Raw genomic sequence first — 21,831 nt, 5'->3', positions numbered from 1 at the left:
TGATTTTTAATCACTTTGTAAAGTTCAGAAACTTTTTTCATTATCCGAATGCTAATTAACACTGCATTCTGAAAGAGTTTCTTACAGGCTTGTGTTAAAATGTATTATAATGATAAAATTTGGTTTTAAACCATAAAAAATCCCGCCTGCTATATGGGACATAGCAAGCGGGAACCTAAAAAAAGAACTGGAAAAAAATTGGTTTTCTTAGTTGTTAAAGTAAAAACCTGCCGGGGCCACACCTACACTAAAACTTGATGTAAGGGTACCGCTAAGCGAGTAGATGTATACATCACCATTAGATGTATAATCACCGGCATCGGCTACATATACTTTACCGTTGTTTACTGCAAAAGCATACAGGCTTGTTACCCCTTCACCGTCTACGTTAAATAACGCAGCAGTAGGCAGGCTTGTAGCGGTTACAGGCATACTGTATATTTCATTGCCCAGTGTGTAGTAAAAAGTATTGTTATCTTCTACCAGGTAAGCAGGGTGCTGTCCTGTGGTAAAAGAAAGCGTGCTTGTTACCGTATTTGTAGCAAGGTTTATAACGCTAAGGCTGCCCGGTGTTTCAGCGTCTGCATAATATGGAAGACCACTGTTTAGTACATATAGGTTACCATTTTCTATTTCAAGAGAATCAGGCAGGTCACCAACTGTTATGGTTGTTGTAACAGTGTTTGTGTGGCCGTTAATCACTGTTATTGTGTTACCAAAATTCCAGCCACCTTTGTGTGCCACGTACAGGTTGCCGTCTTCTTCTATAATGCGTTCCGGGCCTTCGGCTACGGGTATTGTATTGGTTACCTCGTTTGTAGCAAGGTTTATTATTGCCACATAGTCGTCTGTAGTATCGCTGCCAAGTCCCCAGTTAGTTACATACGCCTTACCACCTTCAAAAGCTATATAACGAGGGTTTTCTAAACCGTCTTCTATGGTAGCCACATGCTGGAAGCTATAGCGGTTTACCACCTCTATTTTGTTAGAGTAGTTTACTACTATATAAGCGTAGTCTCCCTCCAGGCCTATGTCCTGTCCGGTATCGCCCAGTGTTAAGCCCGGGTTGTTAGAACCGTAAACATCTGTTGAAAGTAGTGCATCTGAATTAAATGAAACCGAAGCATTACCGGCCAAAAAGCCGCCTTGGTTTAATATAAATACACCATTGTCATAAGTGCCTTGTGGAGCATCGTTGTTGTTGTCATCATCAGAACAGGAAACGAAGAAAAGTGATCCTGCAATGGCTGTAAGTAGTAGTTTGTTCAGTTTCATATTGGGTTATATTAAAATTTAAAGATTAAATACATAGTATAGTTTCGCCCAGGCATCGGCCTGCTGGCTACGTTCATATAATGCTCGTTGTACAGGTTGTTTGCCTGTGCACCTACACTAAGTCCTTTTATTACCTTAAAGGTGTATTGTGCACCAATTCCCGATACATTATAGTGGTCAATTCCCGCACTGTTATCGGTAGTGTAGTAAACTTTGCCTGTAAATAGCTGCCTGTAATACACCGAAAACCGATTATAAGCGTAAGCCGCTGTAGCCACGGCACGGTGTTTTGGTACATACATAAGTTGAGCATTGCTGCCGTCTTTTTTAGATACGGTATATGAGTACGAAGCATCAAGGTTTATGTGGTGCGGGCCGAACGCTTTTTGGTAACTTAGTGTTGTTTCTGCGCCATAGCTTTTGGCTTTATCCAGGTTTTCAGGCCTCCATACGCCATCTGTGCCGGGTACCCAACGCAGCATATCCTGTAGCCTGATGTAATAGCCCGTAATACCCAGCTTTACATTTTTGTATTCAAACATATTGCCCAGCTCTGCTTGGTACGAGTGTTCGGGCTTCAGGTTTTTGTTGCCCGTACTTTCCCAGTACAGGTCGTTAAAGGTAGGAGCACGGAAGTTCCTCGACCCGTTTATCCTGATGCTGTACAGCGGGTTTACGGTGTAGCGGGCTCCTGCCGAAAACAGCAACGGGCTGCTGTATACGTTACCCGATTCCTGTCGTAGTCCTCCTTCGTATTGAAACTTGTCGGTTACGGCATGGCTCCATAGTAATGCTCCCGAAAATGTAGTACGCGTATTATTGCCAAAACTGCTGCCTATACCGTGGTTAGACGTAAGGTCGGCTATGCCGTTCAGTTTCATCTTTGGGTTGAACTGGTACAGTGCATCGTAGCGGCCCACTATGGTTTGTACTTTGCCGTAGCTGTATGTAGGCGAAGTATAGCTTTCGTGGTATTTAAAATACTCGTACAGGTATGCAGCCTTAACACGCGATGTAAATTTGCCGTACAATCCCGTCCATTCCAGCAGGTGGCGGGTATTGGTGTCGTTATACAGGCTCTTAGAAGGCGCCGCAAGTGTACGGCTAAAATGCCTTTCGCCATCAAAAACATAGTTGTACAGGCGCAGTATGTTCTTGTTATTCAGCTTAAAACCCAGTGCTGAGTTCAGGCTGGTGTTATAAAATTGACCGTTGTCGTTGTAGGTATTGTAGCCGGGATATTTGTAGCGGTTGTCGCTGCCATTGCGGCTTAAAGATAACCCCGCACTGAAATTTTCGGTACCTGCATCAAGCTTGTAGTTCAGCCCGTAGGTGTCGTAGCTGCCACCATCGGCACGAAGTTCGTTGTTAAAGTGCTTGTTAAACAGTAGTTTGTTATCCAGGTGTACACTGCCGCCTATGGCGCTGCTGCCGTATACCACGCTGCCGCCACCTGCTTTTACGGCTACTTCGGTAAAATCACGTGCGTTTAGGGTATTAAAGTCGGTTTGCCCGTTCAGTTGCGAATTGATGTTGATTCCGTTCCACACTACGGCGGTCTGCTGTGCTGAGGTACCCCTGAAGGATGGTGATGATACCATGCCGGGGCCATTTTCCTTAAAGTATATGGCAGAATTGTTTAGCAGTAATGCCGTAAGTGAGGCTCCGCTGCGGGCAATGGTAGAATCTGAAAGTTGCTGTACCGATTGTGTTTTGGCAAAATCATGCAGTTGTGTATCAGATATTACTACTTCCTTAAGGGCAATAGTATCCTGCTGGGCGCGTGCTATAGCGAACCCTAAAATAAACAATGCGATAAACAGATTTCTTAATGCCATAACCGGTAAGCCTTTTTTCCCGAAGGCCATACGTTTTGTTATGCTTAAGGCAGGTCTCCTGGCTTGCGTACTGTTGTGTGCCTTCCCATCTTTTACAGACAGTGGCTTAGCAGAGCTACAACAGCCTCCCCGTGTGGGGATAAGCTTACAGTTGCGGGAACAGCCCAGGTATTTAACCTGATTCCCTTTTAATGCATGTACACGTTAGTGCACCTACAACCTTAAACCGCTGCAAAGATAAACGTTTTGTTGAAACATTGTAATTTATACCTTTGCCCTCACCGAATATTTTTTATGAAAAAGCTTACCGTTATATTTTTTGTGTTTTCTCTGGCATTATTTTCCTGTAAGGGAGAATCTGCAAAAAAAGATGTTACACAATCTGTGCAGGCCAACAGCATTAAGTACGCCAAAGGGCTTCGATTGTATAGATACAAGGACTTTAGTGTTGTAAAAGTTACCCGTCCGTGGCCCGATGCCACTACCACATTTACTTACGTAATGTTGCAAAAAGGTGCCGTGCTACCTGATAGCCTAAAGCAATACACTGTGGTAAATGTACCGGTAACAAAACTGGTAGCTACGAGTACAACGCACATTCCGTCGCTGGAAATTCTGGGGGTAGAAAATACGCTGGTGGGTTTTCCCGGAACGAATTATATTTCATCTGAAAAGACAAGGGCGCTTATTGATGGCGGAAAGATAAAAGAAGCCGGTGCCAATGAAAGCCTGAACACCGAAGTAGTCGTAGACCTGCAACCCGATGCCATAGTGGCCTTTGCGGTAGATGGTGCCAATAAAAGCCTGCAAGCGCTACAAAATGCCGGACTGAAAGTATTGTACAACGGCGACTGGACTGAACAAACCCCTATGGGTAAAGCCGAATGGATAAAACTTTTTGGGGCGCTGTATGGACTTGATGATAAGGCAGACGAAATATTTACAGGTATTGAAAAAGATTATAATGAAGCCCTGAAACTTGCACAGGTGGTCAAACAAAAACCTACCGTTATGGCAGGCGCCATGCTGAATGATCAATGGCTGATGCCGCAGGGCGACAGCTGGTTTGCGCAGTTTTATAAAGATGCCGGGGGAACTTACTTTTGGGCCAATACTAAAGGTACGGGCAGCCTGAGCCTTTCGTTTGAGCAGGTGCTGGAACGCGCACAAAATGCCGATGTATGGATAGGGCCTGGGCAGTATACTTCATTACTACAAATGCAGGAAGCCAACCCGCACTATGCGCAGTTTAAGGCTTTCAGGGAAAAAAGGGTATATTCGTACAGCAATAAAACGGGTAAAACCGGAGGACTTATCTTTTATGAGCTGGCTCCAAACCGCCCCGACCTGGTACTTAAAGACCTGGTATACATATTCCATCCGGAGCTTTTGCCGGGATACAAACTGCATTTTTTTGAACAATTAAAATAATACATTGCTATGCCTTATCAACGCCGCAGTAATATGCTGTTCCTTATAATGAGCTTGTGTTTGTTACTGCTTTTTGTAGCCAACGTAAGTTTGGGCAGTGTACACATTCCACTCGGCGAAGTGCTGAAACCTTTTTATGGGCAGCTGGCATCGCGCCCTTCATGGGATTATATCATTACCGAATACCGCCTGCCTAAAGCCATAGTGGCCGTAATTGCCGGTATGGCATTATCGGTTAGTGGCCTGCTCATGCAAACGCTTTTTCGCAACCCGCTTGCCGGGCCCGATGTATTGGGGCTTAGCAGCGGTGCCAGCCTTGGGGTGGCATTGGTAATATTAGGTTCAGGGTTGCTGCCGCTTACGATATCCTCTTATTTCCTTTCGGGCTATGGGCTGGTGCTGGCTTCGGTGGCAGGTACCTTTGGCGTATTACTATTGGTTTTGGCTGTATCACAACGCCTGCGCGATACCATGGCCATACTCATTACCGGTATTATGTTTGGTAGTTTTACAGGGGCTATAGTTGGGGTACTCAGTTATTTCAGCCAGGCCGAAAAATTACAGAAATATACGTTTTGGTCGCTGGGCAGCCTGGGTAACCTGCCGTGGAATTCGGTACTGCTGCTTGCGGTACTTACCATTGTAGGCATAGGTATGGGTATTGCCTGTATAAAACCACTTGATGCTTTAATGCTGGGTGAGCGTTATGCTGTAAGTATGGGGATAAACATTAACCGTTCGCGATTGCTTATTATACTGGCCACAAGCCTGCTTACGGGTTGCGTTACGGCCTTTACAGGGCCCATATCGTTTGTGGGGTTAATAGTGCCACACATAGCAAGGTTAATATTCCGGGCGGGTAACCATAGGGTACTTTTCTTTGCTACGATGCTTACCGGAGCCCTGCTTATGCTGTTGTGCGATATTTTTACCCAACTTCCCGGTACTGATTTAGTATTACCCATAAACGGAATAACATCAATAATAGGAGCGCCTGTAGTGGTGGGATTGTTGCTCCAAAACAGAAAGGGGGCTTTTAGATGAATACAAACATAAGCGTTCTTGAAGCCGAAAACCTGAGTATTGGTTACCACGGTAAAACCAATGCTATAATTGCCGGTGGCCTTAATCTTAGCCTGAATAAAGGCATACTATACACGCTTATTGGTGCCAATGGTATTGGCAAAAGCACCCTTTTGCGTACGCTGTGCGGTTTACAGTCATCATTGCAGGGATCGGTTTTGCTGGCGGGGAGAGATATTACAGGCTACACTGCTAACATGCTTGCACAAAGCCTTGCATTAGTCCTTACCGATACCCTGCCACAAGGTAACCTGTCGGTATACGAACTTGTATCACTGGGCAGGCAGCCGTACACCAACTGGATGGGGGCGCTTTCGTCATCAGACAGGGCAAAGGTGGATAATGCACTACAACTTACCGATACGTTTAATCTTGCGCATAAAAAGATACATGAACTTAGTGATGGCCAACTTCAAAATGTGCTTATAGCCCGTGCATTGGCACAGGATACTAATGTTATAGTGCTCGATGAACCTACTACCCACCTTGATTTGCCACATAAAGTAGCATTGCTTAAATTGCTTCGTAAGCTGGCAGAAGAGGAGGGGAAGTGTATACTGTATTCTACCCACGATTTAGATTTGGCACTACAGCTTAGCAATGAAATCATTATCATGAAAAAAGGCAGTCTGGTGCAGGGTACGCTACAGGAGCTTCAGGAAAAAGATGCCCTAAATAATATTTTTGATACGCCGGGTATTGTTTTTGATAAACAATCGGGTAGGTTTATTTTTAAGTAGTTAACTCGGATTACGATTTAATACAATTTTAAACCAGGTCTTAACAGTCTTTAAACACGTATATGTGCTTTATTGGTGTAATTTTAGGTTAAATAAAAACCTAAATGTTATGGGAAATCAATTCACAGTAAAGTATCCGGGAGACAAATCACAGCTTATCAGTAAAATACGTAGTGCTGTAGGGAATAAAGGTAAACTGGACGGTAACGAACAAAAAGGCAGTTTTGAAGGTAGCACCCCTGTGGGTGACTTTGAAGGATCGTATGTAATAAACGGGAACGATATTACTGTTACCATAAGTAAAAAACCTTTTCTGGTATCGCATGGGCGCATACAGGAAGAGTTTGAAAAAGCATTAAAAAATGTATAATATGAAGGTATTGTTTTTAGGTATTTGTTTATTGTTTTCGGTGCTGCTATCTGCGCAGGTGCCACAGCTTGAATTGAAACCTAATGGGTTTGACCCGGTTACTGTAACCCTTCCGCCTGCTAATACTAAAAAGCTTATAGCGCTTACTAAATCATGGGTGTCTGAACACCGTCGCAGTAGTGAGGTAGTGGAAGTAAGCAATATTACTGATAACAGTCTTATCATTACGGTTTACAAGCAGCACGCGTTTTATTACCGTGAGCGCGGCGAAGCATTTTACCAAAATATAAAAATGTTGATGAAGGTAGAATTCAGGAACGAGTCATTTAATCTTGCCGTATCTGTACCCGAAATATACAGCGAGGAAGGCCGCTTGCTGAAGTACCATATACCCGATTATTTTACCAGCGAAGGTAATATGAAAGACGGTTATGACGGACTTAAGGAATCGCTTGAGCTAACCGTAAACAGAATAGCGGGCAACTATTATAATTTTTTGGTAAATTATCGCTAAGGCAAAATTTTGTAATACTTAGTGCCATTGAAAGGGTAATAGAACTACCTGAAAAGCAAATTTTACTCCATATACACAAAGGGCGCAACCGATGAGGTTGCGCCCTTTGTGTATTTATAGCCCTATCAATTATTTTTTATGGGTAGGGCTTACAATCTGTACATTCTGGAATGCTATGGCACCACGTACCACACCTGTAATGGTAGAGCGTAAGGCATCTATTATCTGAACTTTCAATTCTTTTTTGTTGTAAATAAGGCTTACCTCACGCGATGGTTGCGGGTCTTTAAAATGGCGTAGTTTCTGAGCTGCTTTTTCTGGCATTTCCAGCGTGTGCAGGTACGGCAGCAGTGTCATGCCCAGGCCTTCATCGGCAAGTTTTACCATGGTTTCAAAGCTTCCGCATTCTATAGAAAAATGGTGGTTTTGTGGCAGGTTTGCCGCCTTGCAAATGTTCAGTACATTATTCCGGAAACAATGGCCGTCCTGCAACAGCAGTATGTTGTTCAGGTTCATTTCCAGGTCTTCTATATCGAACTCTTTTTTCTGGTACGCCGGGTTATTTTCTGGTACGTAGGCCACAAAGGGCTCGTAGTACAATACTACTTCTTTTATGGTATCTTCATTAAGAGGTGTTGCGGCTATGGCAGCGTCAAGCTGTCCGTTCTTCAGCATACGGATTATTTCTTCTGTAGGGCGTTCCTCTACAATCAGGTTTACTTTTGGGTACTTTTTTATAAAGTTTGCCATAAACATAGGCAGCAGGGTAGGTGTTACTGTAGGGATGATTCCCAACTTAAAATCACCTCCTATAAAACCTTTTTGCTGGTCTACAATGTCTTTAATGCGTGTAGACTCGTTTACAATGTTCTTGGCCTGCTGTACTATTTTTTCGCCCACATCAGTAAGTTGGATAGGTTTTTTGCTGCGGTCAAATATCTGTACATCCAGTTCTTCCTCAAGTTTTTGTATCTGCATACTCAGCGTGGGCTGGGTTACAAAGCATTTTTCGGCGGCTGAGGTAAAGTTCTTATGTTCGGCTACAGCAAGTACATACTGAAGTTGTGTAATTGTCATGTTATAGATTTTTATGATAAAATTATAAAAACCATTGATAATACCTATAGTTTTAATGCTTAAATTTACTCTAACTTTATATCTGTAAAAACTTACAAACTAATTAGCATATATAGCCATGAAAACAAAAGAACAAGCCTTTAACGTACTTGGTTTACCCGTAAAAGAAGCAGAAGTGATTGCAGCAGAGCTTAATATACTGCTGGCAAACTTTCAGGTATATTACCAAAATCTTCGCGGTATACACTGGAACATACGCGGCAAACGTTTCTTTCAGCTTCACGTAAAATTTGAAGAACTGTATAACGATGCCCAACTTAAAATAGATATGATTGCTGAAAGGGTATTAACACTGGGCGGAACACCTTTACATACATTTGAGGATTATATAGCCAATAACAAACTGAAGGTAGGTAAAAACATTAGCAAAGATACCGAAGCGGTAGCGCTTATAATAGAATCGCTGGCTAACCTGCTTAAAATAGAGCGTGTAATACTGGAAGAATCTGCAAAAATAGAAGACGAAGGTACTAACAGTATGATGAGCGATTTTATCAAGGAACAGGAAAAAACAGTGTGGATGATGAAAGCCTGGAGCGAAGAGGAAATTTGATTTTGATTTATTAGGTTTTTATCAAAAAAGTGCTATTTTCGCACCTATGAAGGTGTTGATAAACATAATTGTACTTTTTTTCCTCGTTTTTTTGGCGGCTCCCACTATAGTAAGCCTGCTACAGGACGATGATACAAAAACATCTGTTGTTTACGGCCTGGACGAAGAAGAACTTCAAAAAGAAATAAAAGAGGTAAAAATTGGAGTAGCTTATATTTATGAGCCTGCAATTGTACCTGTTGTTACAAGGTCTTTACCTATAAACGCCCATAATCTCCAAAAACATGAAAATGTTTCTGGAGATATTTTTTTGCTCCCTCCCGAAAAATGTTGCTAATCAGCTAACATTTCCTTTTACAGGAGTATAATTAGTTTTCCTAAAACAATTTATTGTTGACTCTACCTGTATAGTATACGGGCTTATCCATTTTTTGAGATACTATAGCTATGCTATAAAGCGTAGTATAAAGGTAAGAGGAAAGATGTTTCGGGATGAAACCGAAAAGGATTTGTACCTTTGCATACGTTAACCTCACAATTATATTGCGGCTTAAAGCCGGAGGTTAATGCATTAATAAGAGTTTTTAAGGTGATGTGTGTGCGGGCCCCTGACCAGTAATGGCGGGGGTCTGCTATTTTACAGCAGCCTCATAATTATTTCAGTTTCCAGTTAAATAAGGTGAGCGAAACGATAGGGTGGGGCCAGGTTTCTTCGCCTGCTATTTTTGGCATTACATCCAGTATGCTCGTTGTGGCCCATGCATTACTTTTAGGTGTATACATCAGGGCTTCGTAGTGCAGCGGTTTATCAAAAGGATTGTTTACTACAAGCATCATATAGGTACCGCCATCCTCTTGTTTTTCATACTCAAAACTCATGGTTATGGTCCTTTCCGGATGCAGGTTATCCTTCACCACTTTCATAGAGGCTATGTTGCCATCTTTCATTTCGGCCTCCACGTTCAGCTTTTCTCCCGGGTATATTTGCAGCAATGTAGGTTGCACAAAATAAGGCGACTTAGCCACATCCAGTGTATAAAAATGCACTTTGTCTACCGGTAGCTCCAGTGTGAATTCCTCGCGGTCGGGCTTATCGTTTTGTGCAAAACAAAACAATGTATTCAGAGCTATGATAAGGAAAAGCATTTTTTTCATGACAGCCGGTTTTCTTTTAATAACGCATTAAGCAACCGGCTTATTTTTCCGGCTGGCAAAAACAGAAACTATTAATGTGGTTATAACTCCCAGTATGGCACTACCCGCTAATCCCTGTAGGATATAGCTTTTCAGGTTAAAATAAGCCTCGGCGTCGGCCTGTGTGGTAAGGTTATGCGATACGCCGTAGTGAATAGCATTTTTAAAGAAATCGGGTGTTATATACGTCATGGTTATGTACTGGGCTAACGGACTTAAAAGGGTAATGAAACCGGTAATAATAAGCCCCGAGCTTACTGCCTGCTTGTAGGTAATGCGCCCGCCATAAAACCTGCGCCTTATTTCATTTATAGAAAATATGTACAAGGCTATGGCCGGAAAAGCAATAAGATTAGTATATATGGGGTGTTTTTCTATATGTACATCGTGCAGGCCTACAAGTTTTTCTCCGCCTACCCATATCATCCCCATGAGGGTAAAAGCCACAGCCCATTTAAATTCGGTGCCCAGTTTTTTCATGTGTGGTATTCAGTAATAAATTAAACAGAAGATTTTTGCCTTATGTACAGTATAAAAAGTACCAGTATGGCTATAGGTGAGCCAAAAGTGATAACCAGCATAGGCAGCCACAGGATTTCGAAAATGGCACCCACAACAGCGTTTTCATACACGTTAAAACTATTTCCTGTAATACGGAATAGTACCGAAACCATAAAGGCTATCAGTAGTATCAGGATAAACTTGGCGTACTTAGATTTTTTCAAGGCAATATAAATTTATACCCAAAAATAAGCAATATTGCTTAAAGTGTGTCTTCCTCTTCCAGGTTTTCGTTTAGGGCGCTGGGCAGTAACTGCGGAATAAATTTAATAAGCAGCGGTAACAGCAGGCTACCACCAGGCAACAGGAAAATGGTAAGGGATGGTACTGTTTTGCATATTTCCAACAGCTGTTTTTTTACCTTTTTCTTTTCCTTATCGTTAAGGCTGCGGTGGGTAGAGTGGGTAAGCAGCAGCATTAGCTCGCCGTTATTGCCCAGTTCTTTTATAAGGCGGTTTTTATTGCGAATGATAAGGTTAATCACGCTTTGCGACGCATGGTCGTAAAAATGCTTTACAGGGTTACTGTAATTAAAAAACGGTATGTGCTTTTTATTATGTTTAATAAAGGCATTGTATGAATCCAAGCTTTCCCTTGCGGCTTCCTCGCGCAATCCCAACTTTTGGTTCAGGCTGTGCAAAAAGTCAATTTCACTTTGTTGTGCCTGTCCATCACTCCATATTGCCATGGCTGCTACATCGAGCAGGTAGTTTTTCTCGGACTTGGATTCAAAGTAATCAAAACCGGCTTCGTCAAGGCTTTCTACGCTAATATGCGACAGCTTGGTATACCGCACTGATGATTCAAACAGTTTTATAAGCAGGTCGTCATACTGGGTTTTGTCCTGCTTGCTGTTTAGCGCCAGGTTTACTATGGTAACTACCGTTTCCTCAAGCTTTTTAAGGTATTTCTGCGGAAGTTCCCCTACAATAAGAAACTGCCTGAACGCCAGTACATCCATAAACAGTAGCGCATTGGTAAGTATATGGCTAAAGTTGCGGCTTATAATATTATCGTTGGTTTTTATACGCTCGTCAAGCAGGTTTTCCAGTTGGTAGCTTGGCGGAGACGATGGCAGTACTTTTTTTAGCAATACAAAACTCTCCGGATGCATTTCGGTATAAAAAGCTGTGGCACGGGCTATAAATCCTGTTGTATCCTGAGTTTTTGTTATTAGCCGGTAGGCATCATACAAGCCGTTCAGTAAGGCTACTTTGGTCACTTCCTCTACGGTCCAGTTACCGGTTTCTTTTGCATCAAGGTTTTTAAACTTAGCCACATGCCCGTATATAAAGCCGGTGTCGCGTATCGCCCTGTAAAAGGCGTGCGAGTTTTCATACTGGGGCAGGCGCCCCGAAAGCGTTCCGAAAAACTTGTCTATCCAGCCGCTGGCGCTTGGGTTTATCATGATGCCTGTTGCTATTGCTGTACAAATCTATGAAAAATGTACGGGCTAAAACAACAGTTAAATATATCATATAATTTATTTCCTGTTAATTCTGTTCTGCAAAAGCATACTAACTTTAAGTAAAAAACATGCTATGAGTCTTAAAGCAGGATATCCTTTATGGCTGGTACGCGATGGCCTGCCGTTTACCTACCCTAAATTGGATCATGATATAGAAACTGAAGTGGTAATACTTGGCGCCGGTATATCTGGGGCGCTTGCCCGATACTATCTTGTAGAGGCAGGAATACCTTGTGTTACCGTTGATGCCCGTACCATTGGTCTGGGCAGTACCAGTGCCAGTACATCGTTGCTGCAATATGAAATAGACGTGCCACTATACCGCCTTACCGAAATGATAGGTAAAGAAAAGGCAGAACGCGCTTACCGCCTGTGTGGCGATGCCATACTGGAGCTTGAGCGCATAACCTACGATGTGGGAATTAAGTATTTCGAACGGAAACAGAGCCTGTACTACGCAGCCTATAAAAAGGATGTAGCCTGGCTTAAAAAGGAATACGAAGCCCGTAAGGCGGCCAACTTTGCCGTTACCTGGCTCGACCCCGATGCTATTAAAGAACAGTACGGTTTTGATTCTTATGGGGGGATATTATCTGAGCTTGCAGCGCAAACCAATGCCTATATGTTGGCGCACTGCCTGCTGCGCCATAAATATGAAGAAGGTACTATTTACGATCGCAGCCCGGTAACCGACATTAAGCATACCACAAAAGGCGTAACCCTTACTACAGAAAACGGATATACGCTTAAGGCTAAGAAACTGGTATATGCGGTAGGGTATGAGGTGGTGAATTTTATTCAAAAGGATATAGTAAAACTGCTGAGCACTTATGCGGTGGTAAGCGAGCAGTATAACGAACGCAACTTTTGGAAGGATGAAGTTTTGATTTGGAACACAGCCGACCCTTACCTGTATCTGCGTACCACAGCCGACAACCGTGTGCTGGTAGGGGGTAGAGATGAGGATTTCCATGCCGACTGGAAGCGTGATAAGCTAATCAAAAAGAAAACGGAGCAACTGAAAGGAGATGTAGATAAGCTGTTTCCGGAGCTGGATTTTAAACCGGAGTTTAGCTGGACGGGTACATTTGGTTCCACTAAGGATGGATTGCCGTACATAGGCGAATATAAAGGAAAACCCAACGGGTATTTCTCGCTGGGTTTTGGTGGCAATGGTATTACATTTAGCCAGATTGGTGCTGTAATTATTCGGGATATGATACTGGGCAAGGAAAACAAGGATGCCCATTTGTTCAGTTTTGACAGGTAGGTTATTGCACAATTTTTTTTATAGCAATACTTACATAATTAAACAGAAAAAGCTGCCTTTCGGCAGCTTCCTCGTTTACAAAGTAGTTTTTGTATCCGAATCAGAATTGGTGTTTGGTTTGTTAAGTTCCATCATTTCCATTAGTTTAAGTCCAAGGAGGCCGCTTATGGGGCCATCGCTGGCACCGTTACCGCCTATCAGTACATCAGGGATAATTTTGATGTTGCCTTTGGCTATCTCCTCAGTAATCTTAAATCGTGTAAAGTTATCTCCACCCATAGCCGATACCTGTAGCTCATACGATTCGGCGGTTGATTTACCTATTGCCATAATTTTTTCAGCTTCAGCTAAGCCGGTTTTAGAAATACGCTCTGCTTCGGCACTGGCATTAAGCTTGGTAGCTTCTGCCTGTGCACCGGCGCGTGCTTTTGTAGCTTCTGCTTCTGCGCTTGCACGCATTTTAGTAGCTTCCGCTTCCGCATTTACGCTTAGTTTAAGGCTGGTAGCATCACCTTCAGCTTTTTTCACGGTAGCATCGGCGGTGCGCTGTGCAATTTCCACGCTTTGTGCAGCACGTACTATTTCCTTCTGCATATCGGCAATAGCAGTTTCTTTTTCCACACCCTGGCGCTGCTCTTGTGCCATACGCTGGGTTTGATAGGTTTTTTGTTCTTCCTCGGCTATTTTTCGGTCGGTTAGGGTTTTCATTAGCGACTCCGGAGGTACAATGTCACCTATCAGGGTATCCACAGCGTTTACGTTATATTCGTCAAGCACATCTTTAATATGGTTCTTGGCCGATTGTTGTCTTTCTTTACGGGTAGTAAGGAACGAAATCACATCACTATCCTGTGCCGAGTTACGGAAGTAGTTACCTATGGTAGGCTCCAGTACCTGCGATACAAGGTTGTTCATACTACCGAAACGGGCTATTACCTTAGGGGCTTCATTTGCCGGAATGTGTATAATCTGTGCCACATCCAGGTTAAAAGGGAAACCATCTTTACTACGCACGGTTATGGTACTCAGGTTTTTATCCAGGTTATGCGACTCACAGCGTGCATTGGCCCAGTTTAGTACCAGGTTAGTGGTAGGTACCAGTTCCAGCTTGGTGCTGTATTTGTTTAGCGCGTACTTACCGGGTCCCAGAGGCTCCAGCCATACACCGCGTTGTCCTTTTTTTACAATGTTACCGTGCTTAAAGCTTTCTCCGGTAAGGTCTTCACCGTCTTCACCTATATAAGAGATAACCACACCTACAGAGCCAATAGGCACATCGGTCATTGGGGTTTGCTCTATCTGTACCCCCCAGGTGTTAAGGTAGTACGAACCTGCAAGCATTACCTGCGGCTGAAGACCACGGTTACCGCCGTTTTCAAGAAACTTGTCAAAGTCCTGGAAGTTGTTGTGTCCGTCTACATACTTACCTGCTATTTGTCCCAGCGGAATAGGATCACCATCAAGCGCGGTTACAACGCCCACCATATTCTCAAATATCTTGAGCTGTTCGGCTATTACCACGTCAAACAGGTAGGTGTTTATCCTGTAAGAACCTGTGGTAATAAAGGCCGTTTGCCTACCTTTTTGTCCGCCGTTATCTAGGAATGCTACAGCATCCTGAAAGTTGTCGCTGTCTACCCTGCGGGCAAGGATTCTACCGGTAGGTATCTCTTTACCGTCTTTACTCAGCACAAGGCCTATTTTACCTTCTGGGATAATGGTAAACGGTGTCATGTCTATACTGTACTGCCATATCCATTTCATCCAGTACAGTCCGGGAGCAAGCGTTTGCGCCTGAAAACCCGCCTCGCCTTTAGTGGCCACAATACGTCCGTCGGGTAGTGACGTGTGTTCGCCAAAAAGCACAAATTTTTTGGTAACAAGGCCTATCCTGTCTTCGGGCACTATTACCATACCAAAGAAAACGCGAAGTACAAACTTGTACCCCACCACACATAAAACTATTAGCATAATCCACCAATAGTTGCTTAATACTGTTGCCATTTTTATAAAGATTTATATGACAAATGTAGAAGGCCGGAATATGCAGGAATAGCAAAATCGTAATTTTAACTAAACGGTGTTTTGGGGCTTTCAGGGTGCCTTAAAATAGCCTTTTTAAGGCCTTAAATTGACATCAGGTTAAATAATTTTTTAAAATGTCAGACATAGTTGGTTTTTTCAAAAATACCCTGTTTTAGGGCAATTTTAACATTTTCTGCTACTATATCGATTGTAGTAAAGTGTAAAATTCTGTAAGAATTTTGTTTGATTTGTAAGAAAAACGTCGAGTTGAGGGTTTAAAGCACTGAAATGTGATCAAAAAGGTCTATCTCCTTGGTTAATTCCATCTTGGTTGCAAGGCGTTCTTTTCGCTTTTTACAAGCCACAATAGTTATATTAAGTATCGATGCAATCTCCTTAATAGTAAGATTCATTTTAAGGTAAGCCACAAACCGAAGGTCATTAGCATTAAGGGTAGGGTACTGTTTTTTAAGGCGGGTTAAAAAACCGTGGTTCACTTCTTCAAAGTGGGTAAAGAAGCTGCTGTACTCATTATCTGTTCGCAGGTTATCTTTAAGCGAACGCACGTAGGCCGATAGTGTTCTGTCCGCAGCATAGCGAGGCTTTTTAGAAAGGTATTCCACTATTTCTTCTATCACCTCATTACGGTCAGACAAGTAAAGCGCCTTAGCCGAAAGTTTACGGCTGCGTTCTTCTACGGCGTCTTTCAGGTGCTCCTGTTCCAGGAGGGCATCGGTTATTTGTTTTTCCAGTTGCAGGTTCAGGTTTTTTTCCATTTCCAGGCTCAGTGCAGCCTGGTTACGCAGCTGTTCTGCCTTAAGGCTTTTGTGCCTGAATACCAGAACCAGGATAATAACTGCTGCAATAAGTGCCACAAGCGATGATATAAAGGTTATGCGCTCTACCCTTATTTTTTCTTCCTTATTTGCTACTTCATTGCGGTAATTTTGCAGTTCAAATTTTACACGATTATTTTCAAATAGCCTGCCGTTTGTTAATTCAGTTATCTTGGTATTCAGTGAAATAACCGAGTCTTTTGCAACTAATGCTTTATCGTAACTGTGGGTGGCAGCATAAACTTTTGCCAGGATTTCGTAGTTGTCTCGGCTTACCTCTTCGTCCTTGCTGGCCTTTATAACCTTACGGGCGTACGCCTCTGCATTGGTATAATCCTTGTCTTTTAAATAGCTTTCGGCAATTACCTGCCACAAATAGGTATTAAGGTCGTACTTATACAGTTCCGGATATTTTTTCAGCATTGTAAAGCTGGCCATGCGTGCCTTTGCTGTATTGCCCAGCAGCATATCATTTTCAGCTATAAGCACCTGTGCCGATATGCTGTCGTCATACTTTTTCATGTATTGCAACGACTCTACCAAGTAAGGGCGCGCTTTTACAGGCTTATTAAGTTTATTGTATATCATACCTATGTTCATCAGCGGTATGCCCATACGTTTTTCTACTTTATTTTCCTTAGCTGTTTCAAAAGCTTTTGTATAATATTCCAGCGCTTTAGGGTACAGTTTTTGGCGCATGTATACATTGGCAATATTATTCAGCGCCGAAATTTCGTCTTTTGGCTCCAGCTCTTTTACCGCTATGTTATAGCTTTCCAGATACAGGTCCATTGCCTCAGCATAGTCCAGCATAAAATAATAGGTAAGCCCCATATTAAACACGGCATTGTATTCCTGCTTGTACCAATGATGATTTTGAGCTAATGCACGCGAACGCTCCAGGAGTTCCAGAGATTTTTCATACTCCTTATTATAAGTGTATTCTACTGCCTTATCTACAATAGAATCACATTGCTCTCGCGTTTGCGCAAAAACGGCAGATGCGCCCACCGTTAAATACAGCAATATCAGGCTTAAATAGCCGCTAAGGTTGTTCATCTGGTTTTGCATTAGTGTGTAATTGGGATTTTTTAACGTTCAAATATAACATATGGTAGTAATAACCATATTGTTTTGAGTGTTAAAATTTTAACTTTTTACTGTGATTTTTATTTCAAACGTTATAAAAAACTTATATAATTACGCTTCAAAATAAAGCATTAATGATTATTTTGCATTTTCAAGTCTGTGTAGTCTTACTTATCTTTAATTGAAATTAAAATTTAAAAAAATGAAACTACTCGCCTTTGCAGGAAGCAGCAGCTCTACATCTATTAATAAAAAACTGGCTACTTATGCTGCATCATTATTTGTTAATGCAGAAGTTGAGGTAATAGACCTTAATGATTATGAATTGCCGCTTTTTAGTGTAGTTAAAGAAAAGCTTATAGGGCAACCTCCTGCCGCCAAAGCTTTTTACGAAAAAATAGAGCAGGCCGATATGCTGGTACTCTCTGTAGCCGAACACAATGCCGGGCTTACAGCGGCGTTTAAAAACATTTACGACTGGGCTTCGCGCCAAAAAAAGCTGGTGTTTGATAATAAGCCCATGCTACTTATGTCTACCTCTCCGGGGAAAATGGGCGGTAAAAATGCCCTTGAGGCCGCACAGATTAGCCTTAAGTGGTATGGGGGCAATATTAAGGCTACTTTTTCGCTGCCGTCTTTCAATGAAAATTTTGATACTCAAGCTGGAAAAATATCCAATATTGAACACGATATTGCGTTAAAAGATATTATAAACCATTTCAACTATGAATAAATCAATCAGGAGATTGCTCCGCTTTACTTTACGTTTTGCTTTAGCTATAGTTGCCTTCGTGGTACTATACCTGCTTTCGGTATTTATATTATATCGAATTCCGGTTAACCGCCACCCAACTGAGGGCGGAGATATTGCAATTTACATCCGCACAAACGGCGTACATACCGATATTGTTGTACCCATTAAAAACGAAATAAAGGACTGGACAACCGACCTGAAATTTGCCCATACCCAGGCTAATGACACTTTGGCTAAGTATGCTGCCTTTGGGTGGGGTGACAAGGGCTTTTACCTGTACACGCCCGAGTGGAGCGACCTGAAGGCAAGTACGGCTTTTAAGGCTGCCTTTTACCTGAGTACATCGGCCATGCATACTACGTTTTACCGCACCATGAAGGAGGATGCCGAGTGTAAAAAGATAATGGTAACCAAAGAGGACTATGCTGATTTGGTACAATATATAAGTGATAGTTTTCAGCCCGGTGCCGATGATAACCTGCAATGGATACAAGGACATAGCTACGGGCGTAACGACGCTTTTTATGAAGCTACCGGTCGCTATAGCCTGTTCTACACCTGTAACACCTGGGCAAACGGTGCCCTGAAATCCGCGCACCAGCGCGCTGCGTTATGGACGCCGTATGATAAGGGTATTTTTTATCATTATGAATGAGTCATAAAGTCAAAGGTCAAAAGTCATAAAGCATGCTACGGACTTTATGACTTTTGACCTTTGACCTTTGACTTTCGGCTTTAACAATAAATGGCAAAGTATTTGGTTTTCTATGTGTATGAAGATGAGGACTAAACTTTACGCTGTTATTGTTTTGGGTATGCTTGCCCTGGGTTCGTATGCCCAGGATTTTGTAAAAGTAGACAATACAGTAAAAACATACCCTACAACTTACAACAGCCTGGACAGGCTTGCATCGCGCATACAGTCTGATTTTAGATCGGATGAAGACCGCGCCCGTGCTATTTTTACCTGGATAGCACTAAACATCAAATACGATACCTCGCCGGGGGCGCTGGGGCGTGCGCCTATAAAATATTCTTACAGTACTGAGGCCGAACGCCAGGCCAAGATTGCGGAAATAGAAATGAACCTTGCCCGTGAAACCCTGCAAAAGAAAACAGGGGTGTGCCACGGTTATGCCATGTTGTATAAAATTCTTGCCGAAAAAATGGGTATAGAAACAGAGGTAATACACGGCAATGCCAAGATATTACCCAAGGACATTGGCAAAGGCCCGGTAACCAGCAACCACGCCTGGAATGCCGTAAATATAAACGGCCAATGGAAACTGATTGACGTTACCTGGGGTTCGGGGGGTATTATTGGAACTACCCGTAAGTTTGGTTTTTTGTTTGACGATAATTACTTCTTTACCCAGCCCGATGTGTTTTTTCGTAACCACTTCCCCGATGATAAGAAGTGGCTGCTTACCAATAAAAACGAACAGGATTTTGCTGAACAGCCGCTGTACTATGATTTGGGGTACGACCTTATTGCCCCAAACTTCGGGGTGCTTAAAATACAGAAGGGGGCAGGGCAGGTGCCGTTTAAAATAAAAGGCATAGAATCTACCGATGAGGTGGCGTACCAGTTTACATCGGGTATGTACTCTAAAAAAGTGACCCCGAATATAGTAAACGGTGTTGCCGAGTTTAATGTTCAGGTAGATGCTGCCACAAAAGGTACGCTTACCATTTTTGTAAATAAAATGTCGGTAGCGGCTTATACGGTACAGCGTTAGAAAATAATAGCCGGATGCGAATGAAATCGTAAAGTTTTCGGGCATCCGGCTTTCTTTTTTTGTGCAGATAATTTATATTAGCACAAAATACGCTTTTACCCCTATGTCAGAACAAAATCAGTACACGGAAGATAATATACGATCACTCGACTGGAAAGAACACATCCGCATGCGTCCCGGTATGTACATCGGGAAACTGGGCGACGGTTCATCGCCCGATGATGGTATATACATCCTTCTGAAAGAGGTTATTGATAACTCCATAGACGAATTTGTAATGGGTACCGGTAAAACCATTGAGGTTACCGTACGCGACAAGACTGTAACCATACGTGATTACGGCCGCGGTATTCCATTGGGTAAAGTGGTAGATGTGGTGAGTAAAATGAACACCGGTGGTAAGTACGACTCTAAAGCCTTTAAAAAATCAGTAGGATTAAACGGGGTAGGTACCAAGGCGGTGAATGCGCTTTCCAATTTTTTCAGGGTAGAATCAGTTCGCGATAACCAGCTTAAGGTTGCGGAGTTTTCGGCAGGGGAGCTAACCAGCGAAGAACCGCTTGCAGAAACTACCCGTCGTCGTGGTACCAAAGTACAGTTTGTAGCCGACGATACTATTTTTAAAAACTACAAGTACCGTAACGAGTATATTATAAAAATGCTGAAGAACTATTGTTACCTGAACACCGGGCTGACAATAATGTACAACGGCGAAAAACTATACAGCGATAACGGCCTTAAAGACCTGCTTGCTGAAAACATTCAGGAGGAAGATCGTATTTACGATATCATTCACCTTAAGGATGATGATATTGAAATAGCCATGACGCACAGTAAAACCCAGTACAGCGAGGAATACTATTCGTTTGTAAACGGACAAAACACCACACAGGGTGGTACTCACCTTGGGGCATTCCGTGAGGCTATTGTACGCACCATAAAGGAGTTTTACAACAAAAACTTCGAGGCTTCAGATATTCGAAAGTCTATTGTAAGTGCCATAAGCGTTAAGGTGGAAGAACCGGTGTTTGAGTCTCAGACCAAAACCAAACTGGGCTCTACCGATATGGGACCCGATCAGCCGAGTGTGCGTACGTTTGTAAATGACTTTATTAAAAACAAGCTCGATAACTTTTTGCACCGCAACCCTGAGGTAGCCGATGCATTACTGAAAAAAATACTTCAGGCCGAACGCGAACGTAAAGAACTTAGTGGTATCCGTAAACTGGCGCGCGACAGGGCTAAAAAAGCCAGCCTGCATAATAAAAAGCTGCGTGACTGCCGTGTGCACCTTACCGATGCAAAGAACCCGCGTAGCCTTGAAAGTACCCTTTTTATTACCGAGGGAGACTCGGCTTCCGGGTCTATTACAAAATCTCGCGATGTGAATACCCAGGCGGTTTTCAGCCTTCGTGGTAAGCCGCTGAACTCGTATGGCATGAGTAAGAAGATTGTGTACGAGAATGAGGAGTTCAACCTGCTTCAGGCAGCACTGGATATAGAGGAGGAAATGGAAAACCTGCGTTATAACAATATTGTTATAGCCACCGATGCCGATGTAGACGGTATGCACATACGCCTGCTGTTAATTACGTTCTTCCTGCAGTTTTTTCCTGAGCTTATCAAGGAAAACCATTTGTACATATTACAAACACCATTGTTCCGTGTACGTAATAAAAAGGAAACAATTTACTGCTACAGCGACGAAGAACGCCGCGCAGCCATAGAAAAGCTAAAAGGAAAACCTGAAATCACCCGATTTAAAGGTTTGGGCGAAATATCGCCGGATGAGTTTAAGCACTTTATAGGGCAGGACATAAGGCTTGATCCTGTGCTTATGGATAATGCCACTTCTATACAAAACCTGCTGGAGTTTTATATGGGGAAAAACACCCCGGACAGGCAGGAGTTCATCATCAATAACCTTAAGGTGGAAATTGATATGGCAGAATAA

At 42.7% G+C, this 21,831-nt stretch carries 21 protein-coding genes and 1 riboswitch; of the genes, 12 read left to right on the top strand and 9 right to left on the bottom strand.

Annotated features, from left to right (window positions below):
- Nucleotides 1-207: 207 nt before the first annotated feature.
- Both ACLI1A_RS04800 and ACLI1A_RS04795 read right to left on the bottom strand, forming a co-directional pair.
- Nucleotides 208-1,275 carry a YncE family protein gene (locus tag ACLI1A_RS04800; protein WP_411406657.1) on the bottom strand — a complete coding sequence of 356 codons (1,068 nt, stop codon included), beginning with the start codon at nucleotides 1,273-1,275 and terminating at the stop codon, nucleotides 208-210.
- Between the two features lie 11 nt (nucleotides 1,276-1,286).
- Nucleotides 1,287-3,113, bottom strand: a complete 1,827-nt coding sequence (locus ACLI1A_RS04795) for a TonB-dependent receptor plug domain-containing protein (protein ID WP_411406655.1) — start codon at nucleotides 3,111-3,113, stop codon at nucleotides 1,287-1,289.
- 30 nt (nucleotides 3,114-3,143) lie between these two features.
- Nucleotides 3,144-3,352: riboswitch (cobalamin riboswitch) on the bottom strand.
- Between the two features lie 55 nt (nucleotides 3,353-3,407).
- On the opposite strand from ACLI1A_RS04795, the gene ACLI1A_RS04790 reads away from it, so the two are divergent.
- The 5 genes from ACLI1A_RS04790 (at nucleotide 3,408) to ACLI1A_RS04770 (ending at nucleotide 7,251) form a co-directional block, all read left to right on the top strand.
- The gene (locus ACLI1A_RS04790; RefSeq protein ID WP_411406653.1) at nucleotides 3,408-4,544 is read left to right on the top strand and encodes an ABC transporter substrate-binding protein; all 1,137 of its coding nucleotides are present in this window, start codon (nucleotides 3,408-3,410) and stop codon (nucleotides 4,542-4,544) included.
- A gap of 9 nt (nucleotides 4,545-4,553) precedes the next feature.
- Nucleotides 4,554-5,588 (top strand): iron chelate uptake ABC transporter family permease subunit, encoded by a 1,035-nt coding sequence (locus ACLI1A_RS04785; RefSeq protein WP_411406651.1) that lies wholly within the window; start codon nucleotides 4,554-4,556, stop codon nucleotides 5,586-5,588.
- Complete coding sequence (locus ACLI1A_RS04780; protein ID WP_411406649.1) at nucleotides 5,585-6,367, top strand: ABC transporter ATP-binding protein; 783 nt, start codon at nucleotides 5,585-5,587, stop codon at nucleotides 6,365-6,367. The genes ACLI1A_RS04785 and ACLI1A_RS04780 overlap by 4 nt, the downstream gene beginning before the upstream one ends.
- A gap of 109 nt (nucleotides 6,368-6,476) precedes the next feature.
- Nucleotides 6,477-6,737: a hypothetical protein gene (locus ACLI1A_RS04775; protein ID WP_411406647.1), complete on the top strand. Its 261-nt coding sequence runs from the start codon at nucleotides 6,477-6,479 to the stop codon at nucleotides 6,735-6,737.
- A 1-nt stretch (nucleotide 6,738) separates the two neighbouring features.
- On the top strand, nucleotides 6,739-7,251 hold the full coding sequence (locus ACLI1A_RS04770) for a hypothetical protein (RefSeq protein WP_411406645.1): 513 nt from the start codon (nucleotides 6,739-6,741) through the stop codon (nucleotides 7,249-7,251).
- A gap of 129 nt (nucleotides 7,252-7,380) precedes the next feature.
- Here ACLI1A_RS04770 and ACLI1A_RS04765 read toward each other — a convergent pair whose 3' ends face one another.
- Complete coding sequence (locus ACLI1A_RS04765; RefSeq protein ID WP_411406643.1) at nucleotides 7,381-8,328, bottom strand: LysR substrate-binding domain-containing protein; 948 nt, start codon at nucleotides 8,326-8,328, stop codon at nucleotides 7,381-7,383.
- A 118-nt stretch (nucleotides 8,329-8,446) separates the two neighbouring features.
- Between ACLI1A_RS04765 and ACLI1A_RS04760 the strand changes: the two genes are divergently transcribed.
- Nucleotides 8,447-8,941 (top strand): Dps family protein, encoded by a 495-nt coding sequence (locus ACLI1A_RS04760; RefSeq protein ID WP_411406641.1) that lies wholly within the window; start codon nucleotides 8,447-8,449, stop codon nucleotides 8,939-8,941.
- A 46-nt stretch (nucleotides 8,942-8,987) separates the two neighbouring features.
- A complete protein-coding gene (locus ACLI1A_RS04755; protein WP_411406639.1) occupies nucleotides 8,988-9,278 on the top strand; it encodes a hypothetical protein in 291 nt (96 codons plus the stop codon).
- Nucleotides 9,279-9,595: 317 nt separating this feature from the next.
- On the opposite strand, the gene ACLI1A_RS04750 is transcribed toward ACLI1A_RS04755, so the two are convergent.
- From ACLI1A_RS04750 to ACLI1A_RS04735, 4 genes are read right to left on the bottom strand one after another with little or no spacing between them, the layout of a single operon-like run.
- Entirely contained in the window at nucleotides 9,596-10,096 is a 501-nt protein-coding gene (locus tag ACLI1A_RS04750; protein ID WP_411406637.1) for a hypothetical protein, read from the bottom strand.
- Nucleotides 10,097-10,123: 27 nt separating this feature from the next.
- Nucleotides 10,124-10,615 carry a DUF4199 domain-containing protein gene (locus ACLI1A_RS04745; protein ID WP_411406635.1) on the bottom strand — a complete coding sequence of 164 codons (492 nt, stop codon included), beginning with the start codon at nucleotides 10,613-10,615 and terminating at the stop codon, nucleotides 10,124-10,126.
- 20 nt (nucleotides 10,616-10,635) lie between these two features.
- A complete protein-coding gene (locus ACLI1A_RS04740) occupies nucleotides 10,636-10,860 on the bottom strand; it encodes a hypothetical protein (protein ID WP_411406633.1) in 225 nt (74 codons plus the stop codon).
- A gap of 38 nt (nucleotides 10,861-10,898) precedes the next feature.
- Nucleotides 10,899-12,104: an LETM1-related biofilm-associated protein gene (locus ACLI1A_RS04735; protein WP_411406631.1), complete on the bottom strand. Its 1,206-nt coding sequence runs from the start codon at nucleotides 12,102-12,104 to the stop codon at nucleotides 10,899-10,901.
- 133 nt (nucleotides 12,105-12,237) lie between these two features.
- Here ACLI1A_RS04735 and ACLI1A_RS04730 point away from each other — a divergent pair, with 133 nt between their 5' ends.
- Nucleotides 12,238-13,434: an NAD(P)/FAD-dependent oxidoreductase gene (locus tag ACLI1A_RS04730; protein ID WP_411406629.1), complete on the top strand. Its 1,197-nt coding sequence runs from the start codon at nucleotides 12,238-12,240 to the stop codon at nucleotides 13,432-13,434.
- Between the two features lie 75 nt (nucleotides 13,435-13,509).
- On the opposite strand, the gene ACLI1A_RS04725 is transcribed toward ACLI1A_RS04730, so the two are convergent.
- Nucleotides 13,510-15,438: an SPFH domain-containing protein gene (locus tag ACLI1A_RS04725; protein ID WP_411406626.1), complete on the bottom strand. Its 1,929-nt coding sequence runs from the start codon at nucleotides 15,436-15,438 to the stop codon at nucleotides 13,510-13,512.
- 296 nt (nucleotides 15,439-15,734) lie between these two features.
- Nucleotides 15,735-17,366 (bottom strand): tetratricopeptide repeat protein, encoded by a 1,632-nt coding sequence (locus ACLI1A_RS04720; protein ID WP_411406624.1) that lies wholly within the window; start codon nucleotides 17,364-17,366, stop codon nucleotides 15,735-15,737.
- Between the two features lie 220 nt (nucleotides 17,367-17,586).
- On the opposite strand from ACLI1A_RS04720, the gene ACLI1A_RS04715 reads away from it, so the two are divergent.
- The 4 genes from ACLI1A_RS04715 (at nucleotide 17,587) to ACLI1A_RS04700 (ending at nucleotide 21,831) form a co-directional block, all read left to right on the top strand.
- A complete protein-coding gene (locus ACLI1A_RS04715; protein WP_411406622.1) occupies nucleotides 17,587-18,117 on the top strand; it encodes an NADPH-dependent FMN reductase in 531 nt (176 codons plus the stop codon).
- Nucleotides 18,110-18,793 carry a TIGR02117 family protein gene (locus tag ACLI1A_RS04710; RefSeq protein ID WP_411406620.1) on the top strand — a complete coding sequence of 228 codons (684 nt, stop codon included), beginning with the start codon at nucleotides 18,110-18,112 and terminating at the stop codon, nucleotides 18,791-18,793. Before ACLI1A_RS04715 ends, ACLI1A_RS04710 begins: the two co-directional genes overlap by 8 nt.
- A gap of 124 nt (nucleotides 18,794-18,917) precedes the next feature.
- Nucleotides 18,918-19,877 carry a transglutaminase domain-containing protein gene (locus tag ACLI1A_RS04705; protein WP_411406617.1) on the top strand — a complete coding sequence of 320 codons (960 nt, stop codon included), beginning with the start codon at nucleotides 18,918-18,920 and terminating at the stop codon, nucleotides 19,875-19,877.
- Between the two features lie 103 nt (nucleotides 19,878-19,980).
- Nucleotides 19,981-21,831 carry a DNA topoisomerase IV subunit B gene (locus tag ACLI1A_RS04700; protein ID WP_411406615.1) on the top strand — a complete coding sequence of 617 codons (1,851 nt, stop codon included), beginning with the start codon at nucleotides 19,981-19,983 and terminating at the stop codon, nucleotides 21,829-21,831.

The organism is Flavobacterium sp. RHBU_3 (assembly GCF_046613565.1).
Taxonomy (GTDB): domain Bacteria; phylum Bacteroidota; class Bacteroidia; order Flavobacteriales; family Flavobacteriaceae; genus Flavobacterium.
This window is presented reverse-complemented; position numbering and strand designations above follow the sequence as displayed.